This window comes from Catalinimonas alkaloidigena, assembly GCF_029504655.1.
Classification (GTDB): domain Bacteria; phylum Bacteroidota; class Bacteroidia; order Cytophagales; family Cyclobacteriaceae; genus Catalinimonas; species Catalinimonas alkaloidigena.
Genome location: NZ_JAQFIL010000001.1, coordinates 6,260,496 through 6,286,045 on the forward strand (window position 1 = coordinate 6,260,496; position 25,550 = coordinate 6,286,045).

Annotated in this window: 23 protein-coding genes; 11 read left to right on the plus strand and 12 right to left on the minus strand. The window is 43.8% G+C overall.

Going from position 1 to position 25,550, the window contains the following annotated elements; genetic code table 11:
• Positions 1–12: 12 nt before the first annotated feature.
• From OKW21_RS25330 to OKW21_RS25345, 4 genes are read left to right on the plus strand one after another with little or no spacing between them, the layout of a single operon-like run.
• Positions 13–627: a flavodoxin family protein gene (locus OKW21_RS25330; RefSeq protein ID WP_277485054.1), complete on the plus strand. Its 615-nt coding sequence runs from the start codon at positions 13–15 to the stop codon at positions 625–627.
• A 27-nt stretch (positions 628–654) separates the two neighbouring features.
• A complete protein-coding gene (locus OKW21_RS25335; protein ID WP_277485057.1) occupies positions 655–1,776 on the plus strand; it encodes an alpha/beta hydrolase in 1,122 nt (373 codons plus the stop codon).
• 29 nt (positions 1,777–1,805) lie between these two features.
• Positions 1,806–2,543, plus strand: a complete 738-nt coding sequence (locus tag OKW21_RS25340) for a carboxymuconolactone decarboxylase family protein (protein ID WP_277485060.1) — start codon at positions 1,806–1,808, stop codon at positions 2,541–2,543.
• 31 nt (positions 2,544–2,574) lie between these two features.
• Entirely contained in the window at positions 2,575–3,060 is a 486-nt protein-coding gene (locus OKW21_RS25345; protein ID WP_338130085.1) for a cupin domain-containing protein, read from the plus strand.
• A 126-nt stretch (positions 3,061–3,186) separates the two neighbouring features.
• Here the strand turns inward: OKW21_RS25345 and OKW21_RS25350 are convergent, their stop codons facing one another.
• Positions 3,187–4,566, minus strand: a complete 1,380-nt coding sequence (locus tag OKW21_RS25350) for a DUF6600 domain-containing protein (RefSeq protein ID WP_277485063.1) — start codon at positions 4,564–4,566, stop codon at positions 3,187–3,189.
• Between the two features lie 517 nt (positions 4,567–5,083).
• Positions 5,084–5,998, minus strand: a complete 915-nt coding sequence (locus OKW21_RS25355; RefSeq protein ID WP_277487790.1) for a sterol desaturase family protein — start codon at positions 5,996–5,998, stop codon at positions 5,084–5,086.
• A 164-nt stretch (positions 5,999–6,162) separates the two neighbouring features.
• On the opposite strand from OKW21_RS25355, the gene OKW21_RS25360 reads away from it, so the two are divergent.
• Complete coding sequence (locus OKW21_RS25360) at positions 6,163–6,696, plus strand: 2'-5' RNA ligase family protein (protein WP_277485066.1); 534 nt, start codon at positions 6,163–6,165, stop codon at positions 6,694–6,696.
• Between the two features lie 33 nt (positions 6,697–6,729).
• Here OKW21_RS25360 and OKW21_RS25365 read toward each other — a convergent pair whose 3' ends face one another.
• Positions 6,730–9,135 (minus strand): ABC transporter permease, encoded by a 2,406-nt coding sequence (locus OKW21_RS25365; RefSeq protein WP_277485068.1) that lies wholly within the window; start codon positions 9,133–9,135, stop codon positions 6,730–6,732.
• 313 nt (positions 9,136–9,448) lie between these two features.
• Here OKW21_RS25365 and OKW21_RS25370 point away from each other — a divergent pair, with 313 nt between their 5' ends.
• The 4 genes from OKW21_RS25370 to OKW21_RS25385 all read left to right on the plus strand — a co-directional run bounded on the left by OKW21_RS25370 (position 9,449) and on the right by OKW21_RS25385 (position 12,150).
• Positions 9,449–9,961, plus strand: a complete 513-nt coding sequence (locus tag OKW21_RS25370; protein ID WP_277487792.1) for an RNA polymerase sigma factor — start codon at positions 9,449–9,451, stop codon at positions 9,959–9,961.
• Between the two features lies 1 nt (position 9,962).
• Positions 9,963–10,394 (plus strand): hypothetical protein, encoded by a 432-nt coding sequence (locus OKW21_RS25375; protein WP_277485072.1) that lies wholly within the window; start codon positions 9,963–9,965, stop codon positions 10,392–10,394.
• Positions 10,363–10,848, plus strand: coding sequence for a hypothetical protein (locus OKW21_RS25380; RefSeq protein ID WP_277485075.1), 486 nt, complete (start codon positions 10,363–10,365; stop codon positions 10,846–10,848). The genes OKW21_RS25375 and OKW21_RS25380 overlap by 32 nt, the downstream gene beginning before the upstream one ends.
• Positions 10,849–11,010: 162 nt before the next feature.
• On the plus strand, positions 11,011–12,150 hold the full coding sequence (locus OKW21_RS25385) for a hypothetical protein (RefSeq protein WP_277485081.1): 1,140 nt from the start codon (positions 11,011–11,013) through the stop codon (positions 12,148–12,150).
• 53 nt (positions 12,151–12,203) lie between these two features.
• Here OKW21_RS25385 and OKW21_RS25390 read toward each other — a convergent pair whose 3' ends face one another.
• Both OKW21_RS25390 and OKW21_RS25395 read right to left on the minus strand, forming a co-directional pair.
• The gene (locus tag OKW21_RS25390; protein WP_277485083.1) at positions 12,204–14,420 is read right to left on the minus strand and encodes a xanthine dehydrogenase family protein molybdopterin-binding subunit; all 2,217 of its coding nucleotides are present in this window, start codon (positions 14,418–14,420) and stop codon (positions 12,204–12,206) included.
• Between the two features lie 10 nt (positions 14,421–14,430).
• Complete coding sequence (locus OKW21_RS25395) at positions 14,431–14,904, minus strand: (2Fe-2S)-binding protein (protein ID WP_277485088.1); 474 nt, start codon at positions 14,902–14,904, stop codon at positions 14,431–14,433.
• Positions 14,905–15,655: 751 nt separating this feature from the next.
• Here OKW21_RS25395 and OKW21_RS25400 point away from each other — a divergent pair.
• Together OKW21_RS25400 and OKW21_RS25405 are read left to right on the plus strand one after the other, a co-directional pair.
• Positions 15,656–16,771, plus strand: coding sequence for a nickel-binding protein (locus OKW21_RS25400; protein ID WP_277485090.1), 1,116 nt, complete (start codon positions 15,656–15,658; stop codon positions 16,769–16,771).
• A 129-nt stretch (positions 16,772–16,900) separates the two neighbouring features.
• Entirely contained in the window at positions 16,901–17,287 is a 387-nt protein-coding gene (locus tag OKW21_RS25405) for a group I truncated hemoglobin (RefSeq protein ID WP_277485093.1), read from the plus strand.
• A gap of 160 nt (positions 17,288–17,447) precedes the next feature.
• Here the strand turns inward: OKW21_RS25405 and OKW21_RS25410 are convergent, their stop codons facing one another.
• The 7 genes from OKW21_RS25410 to OKW21_RS25440 form a co-directional block, all read right to left on the minus strand.
• Entirely contained in the window at positions 17,448–17,831 is a 384-nt protein-coding gene (locus OKW21_RS25410; RefSeq protein WP_277485095.1) for a hypothetical protein, read from the minus strand.
• A 105-nt stretch (positions 17,832–17,936) separates the two neighbouring features.
• Positions 17,937–20,471, minus strand: a complete 2,535-nt coding sequence (locus OKW21_RS25415; protein WP_277485098.1) for a M14 family metallopeptidase — start codon at positions 20,469–20,471, stop codon at positions 17,937–17,939.
• A 161-nt stretch (positions 20,472–20,632) separates the two neighbouring features.
• Positions 20,633–21,925, minus strand: a complete 1,293-nt coding sequence (locus OKW21_RS25420) for a sialidase family protein (protein WP_277485099.1) — start codon at positions 21,923–21,925, stop codon at positions 20,633–20,635.
• A 133-nt stretch (positions 21,926–22,058) separates the two neighbouring features.
• Positions 22,059–22,655 (minus strand): Brp/Blh family beta-carotene 15,15'-dioxygenase, encoded by a 597-nt coding sequence (locus OKW21_RS25425; protein ID WP_277485102.1) that lies wholly within the window; start codon positions 22,653–22,655, stop codon positions 22,059–22,061.
• Positions 22,636–23,229 carry a lycopene cyclase family protein gene (locus OKW21_RS25430; protein WP_277487794.1) on the minus strand — a complete coding sequence of 198 codons (594 nt, stop codon included), beginning with the start codon at positions 23,227–23,229 and terminating at the stop codon, positions 22,636–22,638. Before OKW21_RS25430 ends, OKW21_RS25425 begins: the two co-directional genes overlap by 20 nt.
• Positions 23,230–23,245: 16 nt before the next feature.
• Positions 23,246–23,857, minus strand: a complete 612-nt coding sequence (locus OKW21_RS25435) for a lycopene cyclase family protein (RefSeq protein ID WP_277485105.1) — start codon at positions 23,855–23,857, stop codon at positions 23,246–23,248.
• A gap of 210 nt (positions 23,858–24,067) precedes the next feature.
• Positions 24,068–25,549 carry a glutamate synthase subunit beta gene (locus OKW21_RS25440; RefSeq protein ID WP_277485108.1) on the minus strand — a complete coding sequence of 494 codons (1,482 nt, stop codon included), beginning with the start codon at positions 25,547–25,549 and terminating at the stop codon, positions 24,068–24,070.
• Between the last annotated feature and the right edge of the window lies 1 nt (position 25,550).

Sequence of the window (25,550 nt, forward strand, 5' to 3'; positions counted from 1 at the left end):
ATATTCTTTTGTATGAACCACCTGCTGTTGGCATTTTTTCTTTTGATTGAGACTTGTTCCTCCGCCCAAACGGAGGATTTCCATACTAAAACGGATGCTGTTTTTGATCCCGACAAAGTATTGATTGTCTATTTGTCCCGCACCAATAATACCAAAGCTATTGCGGAAATGATTCACGAAAAGGTGGGCGGAACATTGGTAGCACTTGAATTAGAGACACCCTATCCTGAAGATTATGATGCCATTGTAAAACAAGTCGCCAAAGAAAACGAAAGCGGGTTCTTGCCGCCTTTGAAAACCAAGCTTGAGATGGACAAATACGATACTGTCTTTCTGGGTTTCCCCACCTGGGGTATGCAATTGCCGCCCCCCATGAAAAGCTTTTTGCATCAGTACGATCTGAGCGAGAAAACCGTCATCCCCTTCAATACCAATGCCGGATATGGCGTGGGAAGCAGCTTTAAAACGGTGGAGGAATTGTGTCCTGATGCTAACCTACTAGAGGGATTTACCATCAAAGGTGGCATAGAGAGAGATGGAATTTTATTTGTGATGGAAGGCGAAAAAGCAAAAGCAGCGGAAAAGAAAGTAAGGAAGTGGCTGCAAAACATTGAAATGATCAAATAGCATACTTAGAAAACTAAAAGAAAATCAATGGTTAACAGAAAAATACACTTTGTTCTTATATCCATCACTGTTTCTATGCTCATCACTGCTTGTGGGCGGCAATCCGCTTCACCATCGGAAGAAAGCGCAGGCAACGGGACTTTGGTCATTGAGGAACAAGGCAGCTTTGCAGCGGGGGGCAGGGTAGTCACCGCTCCCGGTAATTTTGACCCTCTTGCACATGGCGCATTCAATCCCTCCGACCAAAGCCCGGAAGGGCAGACCCTGCACGGTGACCATGCTTTTGTATTCTATCAAATACCAAAGAACCCTCGTAAGCTTCCGCTGGTGTTCTGGCATGGATACGGACAGTCAATGAAAACCTGGCAAACGACTCCCGATGGCAGAGAAGGTTTTCAAAGCATTTTTCTGCGTCGCCGCTTTCCGGTATATCTGATTGACCAGCCAAGACGAGGGAAAGCTGGACGTAGTACCGAACCCACTAGCATTACGGCAGCGCCTGACGATCAGCTCTGGTTTGGTATTTTCCGCCTGGGCTTATGGCCTGATTTTTATCCGGGCGTTCAATTCTCCAAAGCCCCTGATGCATTAGATCAGTTTCTCCGACAAATAACGCCTGACACCGGACCTTTGGAGATAGATGTTAATATTGATGCGGTTTCAGCATTGTTTGACAAAATCGGATCAGCGATTCTGGTTACCCATTCACACAGCGGCGGTCAGGGATGGCTTACTGCGCTTCAAAACAGCAATATCAAGGCCATCGTTTCTTATGAGCCAGGCAGCAACTTTGTATTTCCTGAAGAAGAAGTCCCTGAACCCATACCATATCTGGGGGGTACCTTAAGTGCCAGAGGAGTGCCTATGTCCGAATTTATGCGTCTGACAGAAATACCCATCATCATTTACTACGGTGATTACATCCCTGAGGAACCAGTGGAAAACCCTGGACAGGAGCAATGGCGTGCCGCGCTGACGATGGCTAAGTTGTGGACAGATACAGTCAATAAGCATGGCGGCGATGTTAGCCTTGTCCATCTTCCTGAAATTGGCATCAAAGGCAATACACACTTTCCATTTTCAGATTTGAATAACCTTGAAATCGCTGATCATCTATCCGAATTTTTGGAAAAGAAGGGCTTGGATTGATATTTTTTTAATTATTAAAGACTCTTTGTATGACACCCATAAAGATCATCACACTCATTGCCTTTATTGCATTTCAGCTTGGTAACTTCAGTGAGCTGATGGCACAGGCAAAGCCTGGCTCCACCCCAACATTAAATGCCAAGGAAAAAGCCATCGTGACAATAGCCGCATTTACTGCCCAGGGTGATCTGGAGCAACTGCAAGGAGCCTTGAATAGTGGGTTGGATGCTGGTCTGACGATCAATGAAAGCAAGGAAGTGCTGGTGCATCTGTATGCCTATTGTGGTTTTCCCCGCAGCATCCGCGGACTGCAAACTATGATGACAGTCGTGGAAGATCGGCAGACCAGAGGCATCAAAGATGAAGTAGGCCGGGAAGCAGCACCCCAGGACGAGGGCGAAGACAAATATGAGAAAGGTAAAAAGGTGTTGGAAGAACTCGTCGGTCAGCCACTAGACGGGCCAAAGAAGGGTTATGCTGCTTTCAGCCCTATCATTGAGGTATTCTTGAAAGAACATTTGTTTGCCGATATTTTTGGCCGGGATATTCTTACTTACACACAGCGGGAGATTGCAACCCTATCAGCCCTGCTAAGTATGGGAGGCGTAGAACCGATGGCACAAGGCCATATGGGCATCGCATTAAATATTGGCATCACAGAAACTCAACTTGAGGATCTTCTATCTGTAATTGAAGAGAATGTAGGCAAGGCAGAGACAGATGTGGGCAGAGAAGTACTGTCTGAAGTCATGTCTTCCAGAGAATAATCTGCATTCAACAATCTATTAAACACAAAATATGATTAAGATAAAGAATTTGGCGCTGACAGTTTTAGCCAGTACTATGATTGCCTGTAGTAATACTGATGATCAGGACGCAACCAACCTTCACAAGCAAGCCGATGATTTGCTTTACCCCAAAGGCGAAAAAATCACCAACAACAACTTTGTAGGCAATGCCTGGCTGACCGGGCTAGTTACGGCGGATAGCGCCAATAAAAATGCGGTGGGCAGTGTTACCTTTGAAGCAGGGGCAAGGACGAACTGGCATATGCATCCGGCAGGACAGATTATACTGGCTACCGGAGGAGTGGGCTATTATCAGGAGAAAGGCAGTCCGAAACGAACCCTTGAAAAAGGAGATGTGGTAAAGTGTCCACCCAATGTCCCCCACTGGCATGGGGCAAGTGCGGATCAGGCGTTTATTCAAATCGCAATTACCGGCAGGCAAAATGGTCCTACTGAATGGTTACATGCGGTTACCGATGAGGAGTATTTACAATAGACGAAAACGTGCTTGTCGCAAAAATGAAAGGATTAAGCTGATACAGAATCATATTTTGTGGAATGCTTCCATCTCAGTTCTGGGCCAGCCCCGACAAATCCAGGGCCAGCCTTGACTGATTCAATCTTAATTATTTCCGCTTCTACTACTCCTGCCAGATCGGCTTGTAGAATTCCGACCTGTACTTTTTGACTCAGTACTCCGGGAAGAGCTTGACCTTACTGCCGATGACGAAGAGGAAGACCCACTACCTCTCTGATAAGTACTGCTTCCTCTGCTGGATCTGGTACTTTGTCCGGAGGATTTAGAAGGTGATGTGGATCTTTGTATACTGCCGCTGCGGCTTCTACTATTTGTATTTCCTCTCGTGCCATAACTTTGAGGAGTACTGCTCCTACTGGAACGCTGTAGTCGGGTATTTTCAGTTGATCTACTACCAGTATTGCTCCTATAGGTACTACTTCCTCTTTGGGATTCATAGCTCCTATTGGCACGATTATTATCTATAGCGCTGCGTGAATTTGGAGTAGTAGAATAGCTTCTTGTGCTTCTGCTATTTCTGTTATCCAGGCTTTGCCTGCTGTTCGTACCGTTTGTATACTGTTCTCTGGCACGGGATGCTGCATTTCTCCTGGCATCAGATACATTTGAGCGGCTCGTACGGGATTCTGCTGCCCGTGTAGACCGCTTGTTCGCATCATAATCCACTCTATTACTTCTTCCTGAAGGACGATATACATTGACAGCACCATTACGTACTACCGTTCTACCAGGGCGGTCTACATTGCTTATATTATGTACGCGCACTCGTTTGTGTGTAGTACGTTCAATATCACGAACCCTGGGCCCAGTATAATATGTATGTCTACCATTATCCACATAAGTGTTATTAATAATGGTTGTATGATGAATAATGTTGGTTACATGTCGTCTGGGCGCGCAATAGCGATATACATTGGGGCGGGTAAAATGACCATATCTGACAAATGTCCAGTATGAGTTGGGAATGTGTCTCCCTATATTGACAGATATGCTGATGTTTACCCCTGGTCCTAAGGGCGCCCATCCATAGTAGCCACCACCGTTTCGCCAGGCTACCCAGGCAGGTCCCCATTCTGTACCGGGAATCCACATCCATCCATAATAATCATCATAGCGCCATCTTCCATAATGGAAAGGCGCCCAGCCCCAGCTATAATTAGACACCCAGGTATTACCATATTCTGTCATCACCCAATGGCCTTCCGTCATATAGGGATGAAACCCTCTGGGCACATCGGGTATCCAAACGTGACCGAAGTCTCTGTCATTTACCCAATTACCATAAGGGGCTAATTCATGGTAAAAAGTCTCAAAGGAAATTCTTGCTTCTGCTTGAGCCTCTCCAGGCCGGGCCTCGCCAGGCCGGGCCCTTCCGCTCCGGGCCTCTGTAGTTTGAAATGCAGTAAAGATTAAAACTATACAGGCACTAATGGAAAGTAATTTATTCTGGGATATTGTTTTCATGGCATTCATCTTTTGGGTTGTCAATCATGATCATCAGACCTCAACAGAAATAGACGGTCTGCGTAAAGGAAGCCTAGGTTATAAGCTGTATGTGACAGTCCGATGCTTGGGAAAAAGACTGCAATTTGAGCTAATGAAGAGTAGAATTATTACACGAGACATTTCTTTGATTTAAGAAAAAATCACATTTCTCCGTTTGCATTTTTCTAGCCCCTAACGCATTAGTCTACATTTTCAAACGACTGATTATCAGCATTATTCTCAGCACTTCCCTACTTTTCTTATAAAAGATCAAATACCATGCCTTCTCTTTGATAATTTAAAATGCATGCTTGAAATATTACATGATTTTCATTCTGAAAAACAATTGTAGAAGGAGTAAGCCGGATACTTAAAAGTGTGGATTCTCCAAAACGTTGGGGTTGAGAGAAAGCAGAATATAGACGATAATACTTCCTCACTACTTCGTGCAAGACGCACCGTACAACCCGAACTCAAAAGAAAACTGTTTAAGTTTTCATTGCTTAGCCAGCCTGGGCTTTTCATCAGGCAGTTGGTCACTATGCTTGCGGAAAGGCCCCATCTGCTGCTCTATAAAACCGTCCGGAAATTCTTCTACACCCTCAAAACCCAGAGGAATATCCCGCCCATCCTTGGGGATATAATTTGTATGAAACAGATAATCCCAAATGCTAAGCGTAATGCCAAAATTAACGCCATGCTTATGCTCTTCCGGCAACTCTTTCGCATGATGCCAGATATGCATTTTCGGATTGTTGAGAATATACTTAAGCGGGCCGAAGTCAAAATTAAGATTGCTATGGTTGAGATGCCCGATGGCCAGCGCAAAAATGTGCACTACAAAAAAGTCGGTAATCCCAAAGCCAATCATCGCCAATGGCAGGTACTCCAGAAAACGGTAAACCACCGTTTCCATAAAATGATAGCGCAGGTGCGCCGCAAAGCCCATCTGCTGTACAGAGTGATGCACTTTATGTACTTCCCACAGCCAGGGTACCGTATGCAGGAGACGATGCACATTGAAATGGATAAAATCTCGTAATACAAATAAAGTAAGGAGTTGCCCCCATACCGGCCAGGAGTTGATTTCAAGGGCTACCAGATTGCTTACGCCAAAAAGTGCCAGAAAATCGTTGAACAATTGCACAAATACATCGGAAACAGCATTGTAACCTATCAGCGAAAACAGGAAGAAATTGAAAAACATATAAAATGCATCCTTCCAGAAATCTTTACGAAATACAGGCTGTTTCTTTCGCCAGGGGATAATGATTTCTAATGCAAAAAAGAAAAGTGATACCCCGATCAGCCACCAGAAGTAATTGTTCCAGGCCGGATGTGTGATTTCATGTACCAGGTAACTCCAGTAGCCTGTAAAACCATTAACGAAAATCTCAAAATATTTTTGCAGTGCCATTATAGTTTCTTCTGATTATCTGCATTTGATTAGACGATAATCATATGAAGAAAGTTTCATATGAAAGCCGTTTTCTCAGACAGCTCAAGTATATCTAACCTAAAACAAACATTCCTACCTAAAGGTCTATAATACTGTATGAAGCGACTTCTTTTTTTATGAGCACTTCTGATAGACAACATGCATATGCACCTCTTATTCTGAGCCTGAGACTGGATGAAAAGTCGCAGGCTTTCTTTAATCAATTACGAAAGCGATATTTTCCTCCTGAACGAAATTACCTGGATGCCCACCTCACCCTCTTTCATCATCTTCCGGGAGAGGAAACACAAAATATCCAAAAGCAGTTGCAGGAAATCAGTACAACTACCTCCGTTTTTCCGCTGGAGGTAACAAAAGTAAAAATGATTGGAAGAGGCGTTGCTTACCAACTGGAAAGTGAAACGCTCACGAAAGTACATGGGCAACTCGCCCGGCAGTGGCAAAAGTGGCTTATACCTCAGGACAGTCAAAAGCTGTGGACCCATATTACCGTACAAAACAAAGAGGACCCTGACAAAGCCAAAACGCTCTATGAAAAACTATCTGACAGCTTTGAGCCATTCACTGCCTATGGAACTGCTTTTAGCTTGTGGACCTACCAGAATGGCCCCTGGGAGTGGAAAGATGAATTCAGCTTTCGTGAAAAATAAAAAGCTCCCGGAGTTTCTACGACTACTATAAATTTATTCGCTTCTCAGACTATTTGCCGGATTTTCCCGGGCTGCACTGATAGACTGCCAGGCCACTGAGGCAAAAGCAACAAAGAGTGCGGTCAAACCTCCCATGACAAATACCCCCAGGCCAATTTCTGTTTGGTAGGCAAAATTCTCCAGCCAGCTTTCTGACAAATACCAGGCAAGAGGCACTGCCATAACAAAAGCAATCATTACCAGTTGCGTAAATTCTTTGGAAAATAGGAATACAATCTGGGCAATGGAAGCCCCTAATATTTTGCGTACACTTACTTCTTTTCGCTTCTGCTCCACCAGGAATGAAATCAAACCGAACAATCCAAGACAGCCAATAAATATCGCTACTGCAGAAAAAATTCGGAATAAGGTATAGGTACGCATATCTTCTTCATAAAGGCTGGCAAGTTGCGCATCCATGAATTCATACTGAAACAAATCGTTGGGATAAAGGCTTGACCATACTTCTTCCACCTTCTCTATTCCGGCAGTGTAATTTACTGCATTGAGCCTGACACCGGCAGTATAAAAAAGCGGAGCATAAGCCACAAAACATACGGGCATCATTTCGTTGTGTAAAGAACTCTCATGAAAGTCAGCTATCACGCCTATAATTTCTCCCTCACGTCCGCCAAAACCCAGTACGACAGACTCTCCCAAGGCTTCATCTGTTGAAGTATAGCCCAACTCCTTGGTAAAGCGTTCGTTGACGATAAAACGATTCTCCGGGGAGGTTAAATCATACTCCTCAAACCACCGACCTGCCAGAAGCTGTATGCCAAACACATCCACATACTGATGGTCTACCGGTTTGACATTGGCTATGCCTGATTCATTGCCTAATCCTCTTTCTGTTTTGTCGTAAGGCGTGAGGATCATATTTTCTGTATTGGGTGCGCCCAGACAAAGGCTTAGTGCTTCAATACCTGCCTGATCATGTAAGCGTGTACGAAACGCATCCAGCCTGACTGAATCTGTTTCTGGTATAGGCACATTGATGATAGCCTCCTGCTCAAAGCCCATCGCTTTGGAACGGATATAATTCATCTGATTGGCTACGATCAGGGTAGCGATGATCAGTACCTGGGCAATCAAAAACTGAAATACCACCAGGCCCCTACGCAGCCATGTAGAAGATTGGTTGTGGGCGTTTATGGTATTTCTCAGGGCTTTTACCGGCTGAAAACCTGAGACGACAAACGCAGGGTACAGACCGCTCAAGAGGGCAACTAGCAGAATCAGGAGTAAAGCATAAAGCCAGAAAGTGAAATCAGTAGTGATGTCCAGATGGATGTCCTTTTGTAAGTAATTATTTAGCGTGGGAAGTAGTTGCATCATGGCGGTGAAAGCAATCGCAAAGGAGATCAACGTCACTACGAAAGCCTCGCCGGAAAACTGCCTGATCAGGTTGATACGCAAAGCGCCCAATGCTTTACGTATTCCCACTTCTTTACTTTTGCGTAAACTGATGGCGGTAGATAAATTGACGAAATTGATGCAGGCAATCAGCATGATGAATATACCTACCACGCCTACTATCCAGAGATAGCTTTTACTGATCGGAGTGGAAGCCAGCCCTCCTCTTGAATAGGTATCATCAAAGTGGATCTCATTAAGCGGCTGCAACTGATAACTGATGTTGCTCCAGCTTTCTTCGCTATAATATTTTTTAACCAGTTCAGTAAAATCCACTGACGCTGGCGATGCTCCTTCGGGCAGGAGCACATAGGTATAGCCGGAGGAAACAAAATTCCAGCTATCCAGCGGTGAATCTATGTATTCAGGCGTCAGCGATTCCAGGGAAACCAGCATATCAAAATGTAAATGGGTATTGGCGGGAGGGTCTTGCACTACGGCTCCCACTTCTACATCTATCCTATTGCGTAAGCTCAAACGCTTACCCAAAGGATTTTCTCCTTTAAAATATTTCTGGGCAAGACTTTCGGAAAGTACAGCAAAGCCCGGCTCACGCATGCTCCGTGCTGCATCCCCTGCAATGACAAAGTTTTCACCGTAGCCATAATCAAAAATATCCAGAAAGCTGCTGTCGGCAAAGATGACTGCTGCCTCAATAAATTTTTCATCTTCTATCCTGACGAAGACTTCCTGATCAAAATGAAGACCGGAGATTTTTTCCAGTTGCGAAGCATAGTCCATACGTACCGCTGCCGGGATAGGATATGGAGAAGCAGCGTTTTTCCTTTCTCCACGTGTCTGTACTATCCGGTAGATACGGTCAGCCTGGGAATGCATGTTTTCAAAGCTCAGCTCATAACGAATGAGCAAAAAGATAATTAAGGCAGTAGTGAGCCCTAGTGCCAGTCCCAGAATATTCACTACAGCATACACCCGATTACGCTTCAGGCTGCGTATGGCTACGACGAGATAGTTTTTAAGCATAGGTTCAGAGAAAATATATTAACCATATCGCCAATTTACATACCATTTATTTAACATATTGATTTTCAATATATTATGCATAGTAATTACGCGTCATATTGTCCATAACTGGACATTGATTGTTCTGCTATGGACAGTGTATTTCTGCATTAGCGCAAATTATTGATAAATTTATTCAACAGGGTTAAACCTTCTGCGCTCTGCCGTATCCAAAGGACAGAACGTAATCAAGAAAGCATTGCAAGTATTGGAGAGAGCAACAGTAATATTAGAAGATGCCCAATTGCTACATCAGTTTAGCAAGGGGACAGCGATGCAACGCGAGCAGGCCTTCAACCAGGTGGTAAAGAAGTACCAGCAGCGGGTGTATTTTCTGGTGCGCAAAATGGTAATTGACCATGAAGATGCCGATGATGTGGTCCAGGAGGTTTTTATTAAAGTCTGGAAAAACCTGGGAAGTTTTGCAGGGAGTTCACAGCTGTTTACCTGGATTTATCGCATCGCCACCAACGAATGCTTACGTTTTCTGGAAAAGAAGAAGAAAAAGAGATTCTGGATTTCTATGAGCGACGCAAGTACGGAGCTAGCCAGTAAGCTGGATACATCATCGCATATCAGTGGAGACGAGGTGCAGAAGAAATTACAGAAAGCTTTACTCAAACTTCCTGATAAGCAGCGCCTGGTCTTTAACCTCAAATATTTTGAAGAGCTGAAATATGATGAGATGGCGGAAATCACCGGAACCAGCGTAGGTAGTCTCAAAGCCAGCTACCATCATGCTGTGAAGAAAATAGAAGAAGACGTAAAAATGCAACTGACAGAATAAAATGAAATCACCTGACAAGTTGAAGAAAACCATTTTTGAAACCCCTGAAGGCTATTTTGAAGCTTTGCCCGAGCGCATTCAGGAAAGAATCCAGCAGGAAACGCAGAAAAAAAACACTTTCTCTTTTCCGCACTGGGCTTATGCCGCAGCGGCCTCGGTACTGCTCCTGCTGGCAGGAGGCATATTCTTCTTCCAGCCAGCAGATCTGCCTACTGAAACCATGGCTTATGAGCAAAATGTAGAACAGTTACTGGCTTCAGTCTCTGAAGATGAAATCATGGATTACCTACAGATGAATGCGGAAGCCAACACTCTGGAGCTTACGCTAACGGAGGAAGAGCAGCAGGAATTACTTTTGAACGAATTAGAAAATTATAACATACCCCTTGAAGATTATGTATATGAAGTGGAATATATTGAAGAGTACTTTTAAACCATTGATGGCAGTGGTGCTGCTCACATTCTGGATGAGCAGCAGCGTACAGGCTCAGGGCCGCGGCCGTGAGGGCAGAGAAAAACTGGAAAGTGCAAAGATTGCACACATTACCGAACGCTTATCCCTCACTCCGGAAACCGCGCAGAAATTCTGGCCTATCTATAACCAGCTTAGTGAAAAGGAGCGGGAGCTGAGAAAAAAAGAGTTTGAGATGCGCAGGAATACGAATACCAGCGAACTGACAGAAGATGAAGCGCAGACCAAGCTAGATCAGTATTTTGAGCTGAAGGAAGAGCAGCTTGCTTTGGAAAAAGAAGCAGCCCAACAGTATCAGGATGTGTTGACGCCTAAACAGGTTTTGCAGTTATTCAAAGCCGAAGCCGATTTTCACCGCATGATATTAGAGAAATTTGGTGAAAGAAGAAGAGGTGGAGGCCCTCCAAACAGATAGTTTTGTTCATTACACCAATAAGCCGCAAACCTTTAGTTTGTGGCTTTTTTATTTTCATCATTCCTCATAATTTGTTACATCTGCGTGGGCTCTTAACAAAAAAGGAATTTTTATTCACTAAATGCACTTTACTTAGCGTTCTGATAATCAAATACTGAGCTTATGAAAAGAGCATACTTATCCCTCATTCTTTGCTGTATCACGCTGATGCCACTGATGGCACAGGAAGAAGATATGGTATTTCCGGCAGGCTTACGCTTCCTGGATTACAACAACAATTTGCCTGATAACCTGCTGCACACCAAATCTGTAGTCTTTGTGGATGTTCCGGTGAAGTCCGGCACCTCGCTCCGTGGTGACTGGCAGGCTTTAGCAAAAGAAGGACACCGGGCTTTCAAAAATGCAGGTATTGATGCCGTAGCATACTATAATCTGGGCGACGTTGAGGCAGGGAAGGATGCTTCAATCAAGCTGGCTGAAGAGCTCAAAAGTAGACAGATAGAAAACATTATTCTTCTCAGTCAGGTACAGCTCCGAATCGCCGGCAAAGATGCTGAGCGCTTTGCCATCCTGATTACGGATTTTAACGAAGAAAGCTCTTTCATTTCTCATGGGCAAGAGGCATACAAAGAAGTAGCCAAAGATACAGAAAAGCTGTTCAAGCAGTTTGACAGAGATATTCGCAAAAGCGGGATGACCTCACAAAACCATTTGATTGCTGACCAGCCTGAATTTTTTACGGGGGCCGGCAATATCGTCAAAGGTAGAAGAGCGCAGGGCTTTGCCCAGGACTTAAAACTGGATAAGCTGGCGGTTCCTCAGTTTGAAGAAGCTACTATTCCTGATAGCCGCCCGGGAGGCAATGCGAACAAGAACCTGGAAAAGGAAATTGTGAAGAACAACAAAAACGTAAAGCGTAATAACCTTACGCTCAAGGAGATCATGAACGATTATCCTTATGAATATGCGTTGGTAGACCCCTCAACGGAAGAAGATAAAATACGTCAGGATGGCTATCAGTTTATTCTGCTGCGCCTCAACACTACCGGAGAAAACATCAAAGAAATGCTGGGCTATGAGGTTGATCCGTCTGAGACAGATTATGTGACACTTCATCAAAACGGTGGTAATATCAAGATGAGACATATTCCGGCCAAAGCACCAGTCTACAAATATTATATCAAACACATTTACACTGGCGATGTGTATCTGGGTAATCCCTGGGATGCGGATGAAAGCTGGGAAGAAGCGCTGGCCAACTACATCGGCAATATGAAAAAAGACCTGAATATCGGGAGATAAAAGAATGAAGCCTGCGACTCAGCAGGCTTTTTTTGTGATGTTACGTAAAAATCTTATCCCTTCACCTTCTCAGGAGTAATGGGCAGGTGACGTATCCGCTTACCGCAAGCCTGATAGACTGCATTGGCAATGGCTGCGGTAGATGGACCTTGCGCGGCTTCTCCCGCTCCGAGTGGTTCCTCATAGGGCTGATCAATCACTGTTACTTCTACCAGAGGCACATCACTGAAATGGAAGATGGGGTAAGTCCCCCAATTGAGACTACTCACATGTTGCTGGTCAAATTTTACTTCCTCTTTCAATGCCCAACTGGCTGACTGTACCATCCCACCTTCGGTCTGGTTTTTCAGTCCATCCAGGTTAATAACTTCTCCGGCATCAATTACACCCCACATTTGTTGTACCTGCACCTGTCCGCTGCTTTTATCCACTTTCACTTTGGCAGCCACGGCGCAGTACGAAGCTGAGTTTTTATAGCGTGAGAACGCGTATCCGATGCCTTCGTTTTGATTTGTTGTCTGATTTTTGATCATCTCCCCCAGCTTTTTCATCACCCCAATAGCTCTTTCATCTTCAGAATGCATCAGGCGAAACTCCAAGGGATCTTTACCGGCTTCTTCTGCCAGTTCATCCATAAAAGATTCTATGGCGAAGATATTTGCATAAGCCCCCAGCCCTCTAAGCGATGAAACCCGAAGCGGGCCGTCGAAGAAGTGAGCGTCTATCTTCAGATTGGGTATATTATAATAGGGTTGTGAATTACGATACCCTCCCCCACTGTAGCCATAAGAAGTACGAGGGAAAGGCTTCTCCAGATAATGTGCTGTCATCAGGTTACCCGGATCACCGCCGGGACGCGTACTATGTGTATCTGACCAAAGTTCACACTGCCATTGCTTTATTTTTCCTGAAGCATCCAAACTGGCTGAAGGCTCTATGATCATAGCCGTACCATAAGGCTCCCAGCCATGTTCATCCTCTCTGGACCATTGTAACCTGATATGCCTGCCGGGATACGCCATAGCCATCAGGGCGGCATCCGCTGCGGCATCGTCTGCGCCATTATGTCCATAACATCCTGATCCCGCAACGCCTTCGATATGAATTTTTTCCGCAGGCAATCCTACCACTTCCACCAATGAACCTCTCAGAGGATACACACCCTGGCTGTGCGACCAGATATAGAGTTCTTCCTGATCATACAAAGCCACTGCACAGGAAGGTCCGATAGAAGCGTGCATGATATAAGGTTTAAAATAGCTGGCTTTTATTGTCTTACTTCCAGCATCAAAGTTTCCTTGATTTTCTACATTTTGTGTTCTGGCAGGCAGACTCTTCAAATATTCATCCAGTGGCTGATCAGCAGGCAATACCGGGGCTTCGGACCATTGCGTATTTCTCTGTAAATATTCCTGGGCTTTTACTGCCTGGTATTCATCTTCAGTGATCACCCCCAGAAAGCTTCCATTGTTTACTACTTTGAGAATGCCGTTAATTTCTTTCTTCAGGCCTTCTTCGTCAAAGCTTTGTAAAGAAGCCTGATAGGCTTTAGGACGAATACTTCTTGCATGTACCATAGCAGGAAAACGTAAGTCCTGTATGTAAACTTCTTCCCCTCTCACCATCCGACTGATACCCTGACGAGGGAAGGCTGTACCTACCCATTGATGCTCTTTTTTAGGTTTCAGGGGCACCGGAGCTTTAACTTCACCTTCCAGTTGTTTGCCCTTCAGCAGTTCAGCAAAACTCATTTTCGGTTTGCCACCATGGAGTATCTTCCCGTCTTCTACTTCTAATGTTTCTGCACCCACTCCCATTTCCCGGGCTGCTATTTCCACTAACTTTGCACGGGCGGCAGCTGCGGCATAACGTACCGACATCGCACTATTGATGATGGAACCACTACCTGCGGTATAACCTTCATCTGGCGTTACCCCTGTTTCTACCAAATGTACTTTTATCAGCTCAGGATTAGTGTTTAACTCCTCTGCAGCCACTTGTCCTATGGCAGTACGTATACCCTGCCCTAGTTCTATTTTTCCGGTGTATACCTGAATTGTACCATCTTCCAGCACTTGGAGCCAGGCATTAATATGAGGGTTTTGGGAGATGCTGCGAGGTAAATCGTTATCCAGCGCAGGTCCTTCTTCCCCCGCGGCTAAGCCACAGCTTGTCCACATCGGGAATGCAATGGTAAGGCAACCGGTAGCTTTTAGGAAATTTCTTCGTGAGGTGGAAGTCTGCTTCTTTTTGGTATCAAGCGTTTTCATAAGAAGGCTTTTAAGGATTCATATTTTGGGCGGCAGAGCGGATCGCGCGCATCACCCTGGGCTGTACGCTACAACGGCATAATACCCTTTCCATACCTTCACGAATGGCGGTATCATCGGGATTGTTATTCTCATCCAGCAAAGCAACTGCTGAAATGACCATACCATTCAGGCAGTAGCCGCACTGGGCAGCCTGCTGCTCTACAAATGCCTGTTGTACCGGATGCAGATTGTCTTTTTCGTCAATCAGCCCTTCCAGCGTTACGATCTTTTTATCTGCTGTCGCTGAGACAGGCATACGACAGCTGGGCATTGCTTTACCATCTACCAATACCATACAGGAGCCACACTGCTCCAGCCCACAGCCATACTTTGGGCCGTTCAGTTCTAATTGATTACGCAGCACATAAAGTAAAGGAGTTGAAGGGTCATCTATTTGCAGATTGTGTTGCTGCCCATTGACCTGAAGGGAGATTTCTTTCATATTAGGTTGTGTTAGAATATGTACAAGTACTAAAAGTAGTACAAACAAGGAAGCCTAGCGTATTGAAAATCAATTAACTGTGTTGTAGTAATACAACCTTCAATTTCTTTAACTGTTTTGGGAGGACTGCTAATACCATCCCCCAAGTCTATTCTTTTTACTCCTTATTAAAATCAGAATTATTATTCGTTGAATAGAATGAATCAAAGCAAACTTTTCTTCTTTTGAAAAAACATATTAGTAAACATGTTCGACAAAAACTAAATGTAGCACAGAAAGCACAACGCAAAGAACTTGTATGGATAAAGAGGTGGAAAGGAAGGTATCACCCCACTGGCAGATGATATTGTAGATACCTATACGTAAAATCCTCAGATTCAGGAACGATACTTAGCCCTTAAGAATGCTCCTGAAAAAGCTGGATAATCAGGTATTGATGAGGAGTCAAAAACAGACATGCTCGCAATTGTTTACTCTTTAAAAGAAGAAATTGTTAGGCTGTAGACTAAACATATTTTTGCTTTGACCGCATGCGCTATGCTAGCTAGGGCATGTAAACTTAAGGTATTCAGCATGTTTCTACTAAGGAAGACACGCTCAATATGCTTTCCCTTGACAAACATAATATTTGTGAATTGTCATAGTGCAAAAACCATACAGTGGGAGATCTGGAAAGGAAACTCAGACGCCTTGATTTAGGGCAATAAATTCTTTATTTTAATATAAAGAGTGGCACTAAAAAATTCTCTCTATGCCTATTTTCATGGACCGTCACGATGTGCCAGGAGTTACCGCCATAGATGTTGCCGAAGCACATCAGGAAGATTTGAAAATACAAAGCGATTACGATTGCCGGGCGTTGACCTATTGGTTTGACGAAGAAAGAGGTATGGCCTTTTGTCTTATAGAAGCACCAGACGAAGCTTCTGTCCAGAATTTGCATGATTATGCCCATGGTCTCATTCCTAATCAGATCATAGAGGTTCAGCCTAAAGTGGTAGAAGCTTTCCTGGGAAGGATTAAGGACCCGGAAGAGCAGGATGCCGCCAACCCGATCATCAATGACCCGGCATTCCGAAGCATCATGGTTATTGGCCTGGATGAAATCACTCAAATTCAAAGTAAATCCGGTAAACAGGTAGCTATTGATGCCTCGGATAAATTTAAAGAAACACTGGAAAGGGAATTAAATAAACATAACGGCCTTAAAGTAGAACATAGTGACAACTGTTTTATGGCTTCCTTCGCTTCAGTGACACAATCAGTTCTGTGTGCGCTGGCCATTCAGCAGTGTTTTAAAGAACATAATGCCACCAGTACTGAACATCAAATTTATGCCCGTATAGGGCTCAGCGCCGGCGTTCCGGTCTCAACCTCCGGGAGTGATGGTTTTTTTGGAGATACCGTAAAGTTGGCCAAACGTTTATGTTTTACCCTACATACAGGACAGGTAGCAGTAGCTTCTCTGGTAAGTGAGCTATACAATGCCCAAAAATTAAACATACGAACCGAAGAAAACACATTATCTTCCCTGAGTCCTTCGGATGAAGATTTCCTGAACCAGGCCATGGAACTTATGGAAACCAATGCCTGCGCCGCTGGTTTTGATGTAGAAACTTTTAGTAAACATATGGGTATCAGCAAGCCTCAGTTGTACAGAAAGACTACCGCAATCAGCGGTTACTCTCCTAATGATTTTATCAAAGAATTCCGCTTGAAGAAAGCACTTCAGCTGATAGAGCAACAAAGCGGCAATATTTCAGAAATCGCTTACGATGCTGGTTTCAATAGCCTCTCCTATTTTTCCAAATGCTTTCAAAAACGCTTTGGTATTTTACCCTCAGACTATGCCCATGCTATCGCTTAGCATTTTCCATGCACTGCGCTGAATCAGGATTACTATTTTTTGAATGGAATGTGTCAAACTGAGGATACGTTTCCTGATACTTTTGGTATCACAGTAGAATGAGCATGTTGAACCAAAAACCTAAGTATTATGGAAACGACAACACAAGTTAGCCTTTATGAAAGACTAGGCGGTAGAAAAGGGATTACCGCATTAATTGATGACATTGTAGAAGCACATATGCAAAACCCAGTAATTCAGCCTCGTTTTTTACCTTACAAAGAAGATCCTGAAAACCTGAAGATGATCAAAGGACATTTGGTAGAGTTTTTCTGTGCCGGTAGCGGGGGCGAAGAAGCATACACCGGCCGGGACATGGAAACTACCCACCGGGGCATGAATATTAGCGAAGCAGAGTATATGGCAGCTACCGATGATATTATGAAAACGCTGGATAAACACGGTATTGATGATGAATCAAAAAAAGATGTACTGGCCATTGCTTACGCTCTGAAAGAGCAAATAATGAGGGTATGACAATTATGCTTTACAATGAAATCTTTCAGTAGCACTTATTTACAGCATGTAAGCTGAGATATTTCTTATCTGGCAAGTAATAAAAAAGAGTACAGCAATGAACTCCCTAACGATCAGGAAGTTTGCTGTACTCCTTGAATAGATGGTTTCAGCGGATAAACTATTGCGTAGTTACCTGCAAACTCGCTACCTGGCTAAGCTGATCTCCAAGAGCCACAGTGGCATAGACAGTGTAATTAGTTTTGGAGTTTAGGCTACTCATACTCGCTGTTCTGAAGTCAGCACCATTAAGATCAAAGCTAGTGGCATACTGACTTCCTTTAATTTCCTGAGCACTGGGCTTAGCTTTGTCAGTGGTTTGTACCAGATAGTAAAAGCGACCCTTCACACCATCTTCTTCTATCGTAATTGCAAAAGTAAAGCGATCTGCCTGAACACCTCTGACCTCTAATAGAGGGGCATTCAATCCTCCTTCCACATCCTCTTCACAAGCTATCAAAAGACAGCTGAAGATCAATAAGCTGATACTAAAGATACGTTTCATAGCGGTAAAATATTTTTGTGTGCTACAATTTTACCGCTATTTAATTTTCGCTTTTAGAGAAATAGCCCGATAATATAACGCAGGATCGTTTTTATTGAAGAACACTTAATTCTGCCCAACAAGGAAGATCGCATTTCCAAACATCAATTTTCCATTATACCAGAAAGCCCGGAAAAGCGGATTGTCTGCCATATACACCAGTTCGCCAGCACCCTTGTTTTCTACTCCAAATACTAAAGATTCAGGTAGCTTTTGTAAGATATTTTTTCCAGCAAACCCACTTACCAGCGCATCTTGCCCCCGGATCACTCCTACATTCCAGCCATCTTCTAAGTAGCCATAGCGATTATTGCCACGCTTGAGCGTGTAGTAATAATCAGGATATCCTAAAGCCAGAGGATGGGTGTTGTCCAACTGCAACTTAAATATACCGCCAGAAATATAATTGCTGATGTTACGACGTTCGCGCTGTCCATAGGAAGCGAGATTATTACTTTTGGAGACTACCTCATCCAGGCTTTCAATCCGTTGCTTCTCCTGTTCGCTGCTATATTCAGACAGGCTATAACTTTCTGTACCTTCAAAATATGCAAGGGAATTTTCCAGGGCAATTACTTTTCCACCCTGGCTAATCCACGCTTCTATATTTAGCGGCTCCAATATCTCATTGTACCGTCCATTTGGTAGAATCAAAGTATTATAATCAGCTAAGTCTATGTCACCGACATCTTTGGTATCCACTACTGTCACCGGATACTCAATATCCTGCTCAAAGTAGTACCATACTTCTCCAAAAGCCAGTGAAGAAGTACCCTCTCCGCCAATCAACATGACTTTGGGAGGCTCTATATAGTGTACCTCTCCTGAGCCCAGATCGTAGCCGCTACCTACAAAACCGGTAGATATGGCTGCCACATTCTGTTCCAATTCATTGGCAATCTCTACTACGGCTTCATCAAAGGCTTCGCCCATATCTTCATTGTTAGCTCTTGTCATGATGATGGAGCCTGCTGGAAAGCTTTGTCCATTTACCATAAATTCGTATCCGGCATAGCGTGCCTTCACCCCGGCCTGCATCACCTTGGAGAGGAACTTCACATCTTCTACGCTTTTCCAGGGTGCTATGTAAGCATAAGTATTTTCCTGAACAGCTATTGGCTCAAAAGCACTTTGCTCAGGAGCCTGTCCTTCACTCACTCTTGAGGTAAGAGCATAAGCCTGCAGATCATAGGCATAAGGAATAGACCAGGCGGTAATATCATAGGTGATGGAATCCGATAACTCAGCTTCAGGCTCAAACAAAACCTGTAACAAGACAGATTTGGGCTGATAAGCAGATAAGATCATATCTCCTGATTCCAGCCTGAAACTTTCGTTGCTATTACTCTGGTAGTTGAATCCCGATAGGTTAAGCCCTTTATTGCTAACAGAATATTCTATTTCATGTGTGTTAAGCAGGCTTTGCAGTTTCTGCCACTTGTCTTCATTATCTGATTTTTTGATGACAAATGACTTGTACTCCCCGGGAGGGTTATTTATGGCCTGCTCAAAAAAGCTGTCAAATTCTTCTACTACTTTACTAGCATTCTTGGCACTTATTTCAATGGTAGAAAAGCTGGTGGTAACATGATGCGCAATTCTATCGGTCAGCGTCAGCGTATCGCCTTCTTCAGTAAGCACCGCCAGACCTGCTCTGCCCGAACCGCCCTGTTCGTAGGTCATACCAATCGCTCCGTTGTAGGTGGGGTAAGTATCACCGTAGCTGGGGTAGAGCAAATCAAAACGCTCTTTGGTAAAATAGAGCCAGCCTTCTTCATCAAAATAGCGCGCGTTGTTTTTTCCAATCTGCGTCTGAAAATCTCTTTGCCAGTCTGTAATCAGTGCATGATAGGGCTCGGCAGCCGGGGCAAAATAATATGGGCTGTTAACTGCCTGCTCGTGAAAATCGGTATGCACGTGAGGCAGCCACTGGTTGTAGATTGCCAGACGTTCACGACTTTCTTTCTGCGTTAGCCATGCCCAGTCTCGGTTCAGGTCAAATAAATAATGGTTGGCACGTCCGCCCGGCCAGGGCTCATGGTGCTCCCAGGCATCCGGTGAAGGATTGTTGGGTGAGCCTACTTTCTGCTGGTACCAGTTGACGTATCGCTCTCTACCGTCAGGGTTGATACAGGGATCAATCATCACCACCGTATTTTTTAGCCATTCCTGAGCCTGATTGTTATTTTTATTGGCCAGATCATAAAGTACCTGCATGGAGGCCTCGGTAGATACTGCCTCATTGCCATGTACATTATAGCTCAGCCATACGATGGCAATATCCTCAAAACCAGCTTCAGCCTCTTCCAGCAAACCTGTTCTTGCAAGATTGGCTTTGCGGATGTCTTCCAGACGATCAAAGTTTTCCTGAGCACTGATAAAGGCTACAACCAAAGGGCGGTACTCATTGGTCTCTCCGTATTGGGTCAGCGAAATATTTGGAACTTCTTCAGCGATCAATTCAAAATAATCAATCACCCGATAGTGTGGGGTAAAACGTTCTCCCAGCTCGTAACCAAGAAAGTCGGCAGGGGTAGGAACCTGGGCAAAGGATTGGAAAACGGTAAAAAAAACTGCTAATAAAGTGTATATTTTTTTCATAGTATAGGTATACGACTTAACAGAAAACACCTTTAAAAAGATGTATGAAATTATGAATTAAGCCTGAAAATTAGGAAAAAGCCCTGAGCAAGAAAAAAATATTTATAGTGTCAATGCTTAAAATATCTGTGCTTTATTTTTGTTACAGTCATCACCTCGAACTATAACTCATCCTGCCTGATTCTCACAGTCCAGATGCTTAACTTTCTACCCTCTATTTGGGTCCAAATTGGGTAAATATTACCGTCATAAGCTGTAATATTGTTGTAATCTCCAAAAAAAGCCTTTTCTTCCATCAAAAAGGGCTTATCTGTAAGTTTGACATTGGAAAATGTTGTGCCTCCATCTTTTGAATATGCCAGGTATACATCTGTGTAGTTACCTTCGTTGTTTCGTCTGTCGTAGAAAACAACGTATATGTAGCCACTAAGAGGATCTACAGTCATCCAGGTGAAGAACTGCTGATGACCAGCTTCATCATCGTTCACCCTGATTGGTTCTGACCAGTGCTCACCTCCGTCAGTGGATCTGGCAATCCAGACGTCTGCATCTCCTTCTCCATTCCTCAAATCCACCCAGTTCACATATACTGTTCCTCTGTACTCACTCTGGCTGATATCACAGGCAGTAACGGGCAAGCCATTACAACGCTCAAGACCTGACACCTCAAATGTCCAGCCTCCGGGCTGAGCAGCTACGACTTTGTCCTCGGCTAACCAGCTTTGCCCTTCATCTTCAGAGCGGTCAAAATAAATAGTATCGTTGAATGCCCAGGCGATATAAATCTGACCTTCCGGCCCTACTGTAGGTACAGCTCCTTCTACGGTTAGGTCATCATCCAGGCAGTTGCCTGCTTTCTGGTTGATACGGATGGCTTCACTCCAGCTTTCTCCCTGATCGGTAGACCTGGAAAACAGAATATAGGTGCTGTCCTGAGGGCGTACGCTTTCGTATTTGTCAAACTCTGTCCAGCTTACATAAAGATGATTATTTTGCGGATTGACAGCTGCCCACTCTTTGTCCTGATCATGCCGGCGATCATGATAGCCAATGCTCGCCCCTTTGCTCCAGCTTTTACCTCCATCGCTGGATTTCTGCGCTACTATGCGGTCCAGTAATTCGGCAGAATGCCAGCCTCTTCCGCCAGGATTAGAGAGGTGAAAGTAGTAGAAGTTATTATCATAATCCGCGATAATACATGGATCGCCCCACACGCCATAAGGTGACTTCAGAGATTTTACCTGCCAGCTCTGGCCTCCGTCTTCTGAGAAGTATACATTATCCAGCACGCTTCCTGCTACAACCTGATCGGTATTATTAGGATTAATGGCGATAGAGGGTTCACAAGGACCTAAATCACGCTTGCCTTCATGGATTTTAATGGGAGTAATCTGACTATAGGCTAAATCAGATATTGGTAATAATAAGCAGAGGATTAGCTGAATCTTTAACATTTATAGTGGGTTTATCCAATTAAAATAGGTTTTTCCGGCCATTATTCATGCGCTTGTGTTCCTAACTTTTTACAAAAAAAATTGCTAAATCAGCAATATTTTTCCAGACAGTTGACTGCCTAACTTTAAAAAGCTACCGCTCCTGCTTCTCTGGTTTTTGATAGAGTTTTTGCATGTAAAACATGTGAGGCATGGTCAGGACCGATATGGCAACAATAATATTTCTTGCCTCAAGGCTACTGATCATTGCGGACAATATTACTATTCCTTCCAATACTTCAGTACTGGCTTCATAATTAAAAAAAATGATCTCAATAATTATCAGAGCACCCCAGCTTAGATAAAGTAAGGTTTTTAGTATGTTTTTTTCTGACCACTTAATATAATAAAGTTGTGACTGTCCGAAATGATAAAAAGACATGAGCAAAAAGATGATGAGACATAGCTGAGGCAGTTGGAGCCAAAGTAAGGCATAGCCTGCAATGATCCCCAGATAGACCAGAAAAAATCGAGTATAGCTTACTTTTACATCTTCTGACTGCTTTTCTATATACCTAAAAACAATGTGATCTAATGCTCCATGCGGTATACCCGTGGCAAGCATAAGCAGCACAAAAATACTTAATTGCCATAGGAGTGAAATCTCCTGTACATAGGAGATAATGAGCAAACTTATCAGAGTGCTGCTTAGCAAAAACATATTGAGCTTTCTAGGACTGTTCAGTTGCATAAGAGGGAACTTTGATATGTTTCCAGCTCATTTTATCTCTATGTGATGAGACTACATAATGTTGCCATAGCGCTCTAAGAAATGATTTCCAGGGGATCTTCATAAACATAAGCGCTTCTTCCCATACGTTGGTTTTTTCATCCAGAAAGCGTAATAATGTGGTAGGGTTGTTTTTTCTGAAGAGATTTTCAAAAATATATTTACCTTCCTGAGGATAAAATTTTAGAATATGCAATAGCAGGGTATCATAAAAACGAAAGCGGGCTGCGATATTTTTTTTATAAAACGGAGGGCCATTTGTTTCAAGGTTTTTAACGATTTGCTGGGCGTTGTTCAGCATACTTTTAAAGGTAAAGCCAGTGATCACTTTAGTCATACCTCCCACAGTTCCAATACGCATGATATGCTCTCCACTTTGTCTCGGAAAATGATAGTTTGTCATGAGGATGGTCCCCTGCTCAGTCTGCGTGATCTCAAAATTTTCAACTTGCAGCTCCTGACCTATATATCTTATAAGCTCTTGCTCATAGTCTTCTTTTATCAATATTTGTTGTGAAACTACTGTAGACTCCACCAAAGCTTCATGCCCGTTAAGCGGAAGCAGACAGAAAAAAAACTGCCCCCTTTTTTTGGGTGGTCCTAAAGTCCATCAAGCGTACTTTTTCTTGTGCAAACACAGCCTTCGGAGTACATATAAACCAACCCCTGAAATGCTGCTTGGTGATGTGTGATGCAGATGGAATACTGACTGGCAAGCTGCTAAAAGCCCAACGGCCTTCATAAGTTTTTTCGTCAGTAACTACTTTCACACCGCTTGCAGTATTTTCTACCCTTTCGACTGAAACCTGCTCAAAGCTGGTATTCTGATATTGTCTGAGTACTGTCTTTATCTCACTGTAAAAATCTTTTCCTGCCGTATAGTAATAATGGAAAGGTGCAATGGAATGCTTTCGCAGATGCTCTCTATCACTTACCTGAACATAATCCCACTTTCTTTGTGGTAGCAGAGAGCCGACAGCTGAGTCCTTTGCCCAATAGCACCAGCTTCTGTCGTTACTGGTTTTTTCTTCAGCATCAAGCAGAAGGATTCTTCTATGGTTAAGCATTGCACTCTGACTGAGATAATACGCTAAACTCAAGCCGGCGCCTCCGCATCCGGCAATAATAAAGTCATAAGCAGGCTGAGCTTTTTGCAATGCCATAAGGGATATGTGGTAGTAAAAGTCAAATGAACAACGATTAGCATCGTACCGTATTAAGAACTCCTACCAAGCCGATTTGTTAGTTTGGCTGAGCTAAGCCTAGCTGTGGCTAGCTATTCTTCCCCTCAAAAAGCTTTATTGCCAGCAAATAAAAAAGCTTCTCCTGACACAGAAGAAGCTTTCTCATATTATAGAGAATAGTTATACAGCTTAAGTTACATTGGCCACATTCAGAAATGAATCATCTTTAGATTCAAGCTCAGTATGTCCCATCAGATATTTATCTACTTCACGAGCTGCCTCTCGCCCTTCGGAAATTGCCCATACTACTAAGGATTGACCACGGCGGGCATCTCCGGCAGCAAAAACCTTAGGATTGCTGGTCTGGTATTTTCCTTCTTCAGCCAGAATATTACCTCTCGGATCACGCTCCAGAGATAACTCCTCAATAGCTCCGGTAGGATCAGTATGTAAGAACCCAATTGCCAACAAAGCCAGTTCACAGGGAAGGTCTTCTTCTGTACCAGGAATTTCCTCAAAGTAAGTTCTTCCTTCTTCGTTTACCTTCCACTCAATTTTTACTACCTTGATAGCCTTGAGATTGCCTTCTCCATCTCCGATAAACTCTTTGGTCAGTACTGCCCAATCTCTGTTTACGCCTTCTTCATGAGAAGAAGAAGTACGTAAGATCATAGGCCAGAGAGGCCAGGGATCGCTTTCCCCCCGCTCTTTGGGAGGTTTGCTCATCAACTCTATTTGTGTCACTGACTTAGCCCTATGACGGTTAGAAGTACCTACACAGTCTGAACCGGTATCTCCTCCACCAATCACAATTACATTCTTATCCGTAGCGAAGATTTCATTGTTTTCACCATAGGCATCTCCTGATACCCGCTTATTTTGCTGCGTCAGGAATTCCATGGCAAAGTGGATACCATTCAGTTCTCTGCCAGGGATAGGAAGATCACGGGGAACTCCGGCACCGGTACAGAAGACAATTGCATCAAATTCATCGTCAAGTTCCTGCGCTGTAATATCTTTGCCTACATGTACGCCTGTCTTAAAAGTGACACCTTCAGCTTCCATGATTTTAGTACGACGTTCTATCACCCATTTTTCCAGTTTGAAGTCAGGAATACCGTAGCGCAGCAACCCGCCTGGATTATCATCTTTCTCAAAAACAGTAACTGTATGCCCTGCTTTGTTTAGCTGTGCAGCAGCGCCCAAGCCCGCAGGCCCTGAACCCACTACTGCTACTTTTTTGCCTGTTCTCTCCTTAGGAGGGTTAGGCTTGATATAGCCTAACTCAAACGCCTTTTCAGCAATGGTTTTCTCTATATGCTCAATGGCCACCGGAGGCTTATTGATTCCCAATACACAGGAAGCCTCACAGGGAGCGGGACAAATCCGCCCGGTGAACTCAGGGAAATTGTTAGTAGAATGCAGAATCTCTATGGCCAGTTTCCAGTTGCCCTGGTAGGCAGCATCATTAAACTCAGGAATGTTATTGCCTAAAGGACATCCATTATGACAAAAAGGAATACCGCAATCCATACAGCGAGCTGCCTGTTGCTGTGATTTTTCGTCACTAAACTCCAGATAAAGCTCATTATAGTCATTGATCCTTTCTTTGGGATCACGAGTGTTAGGTAATTCACGATTATATTCTTTGAAACCTGTCGGTTTTCCCATC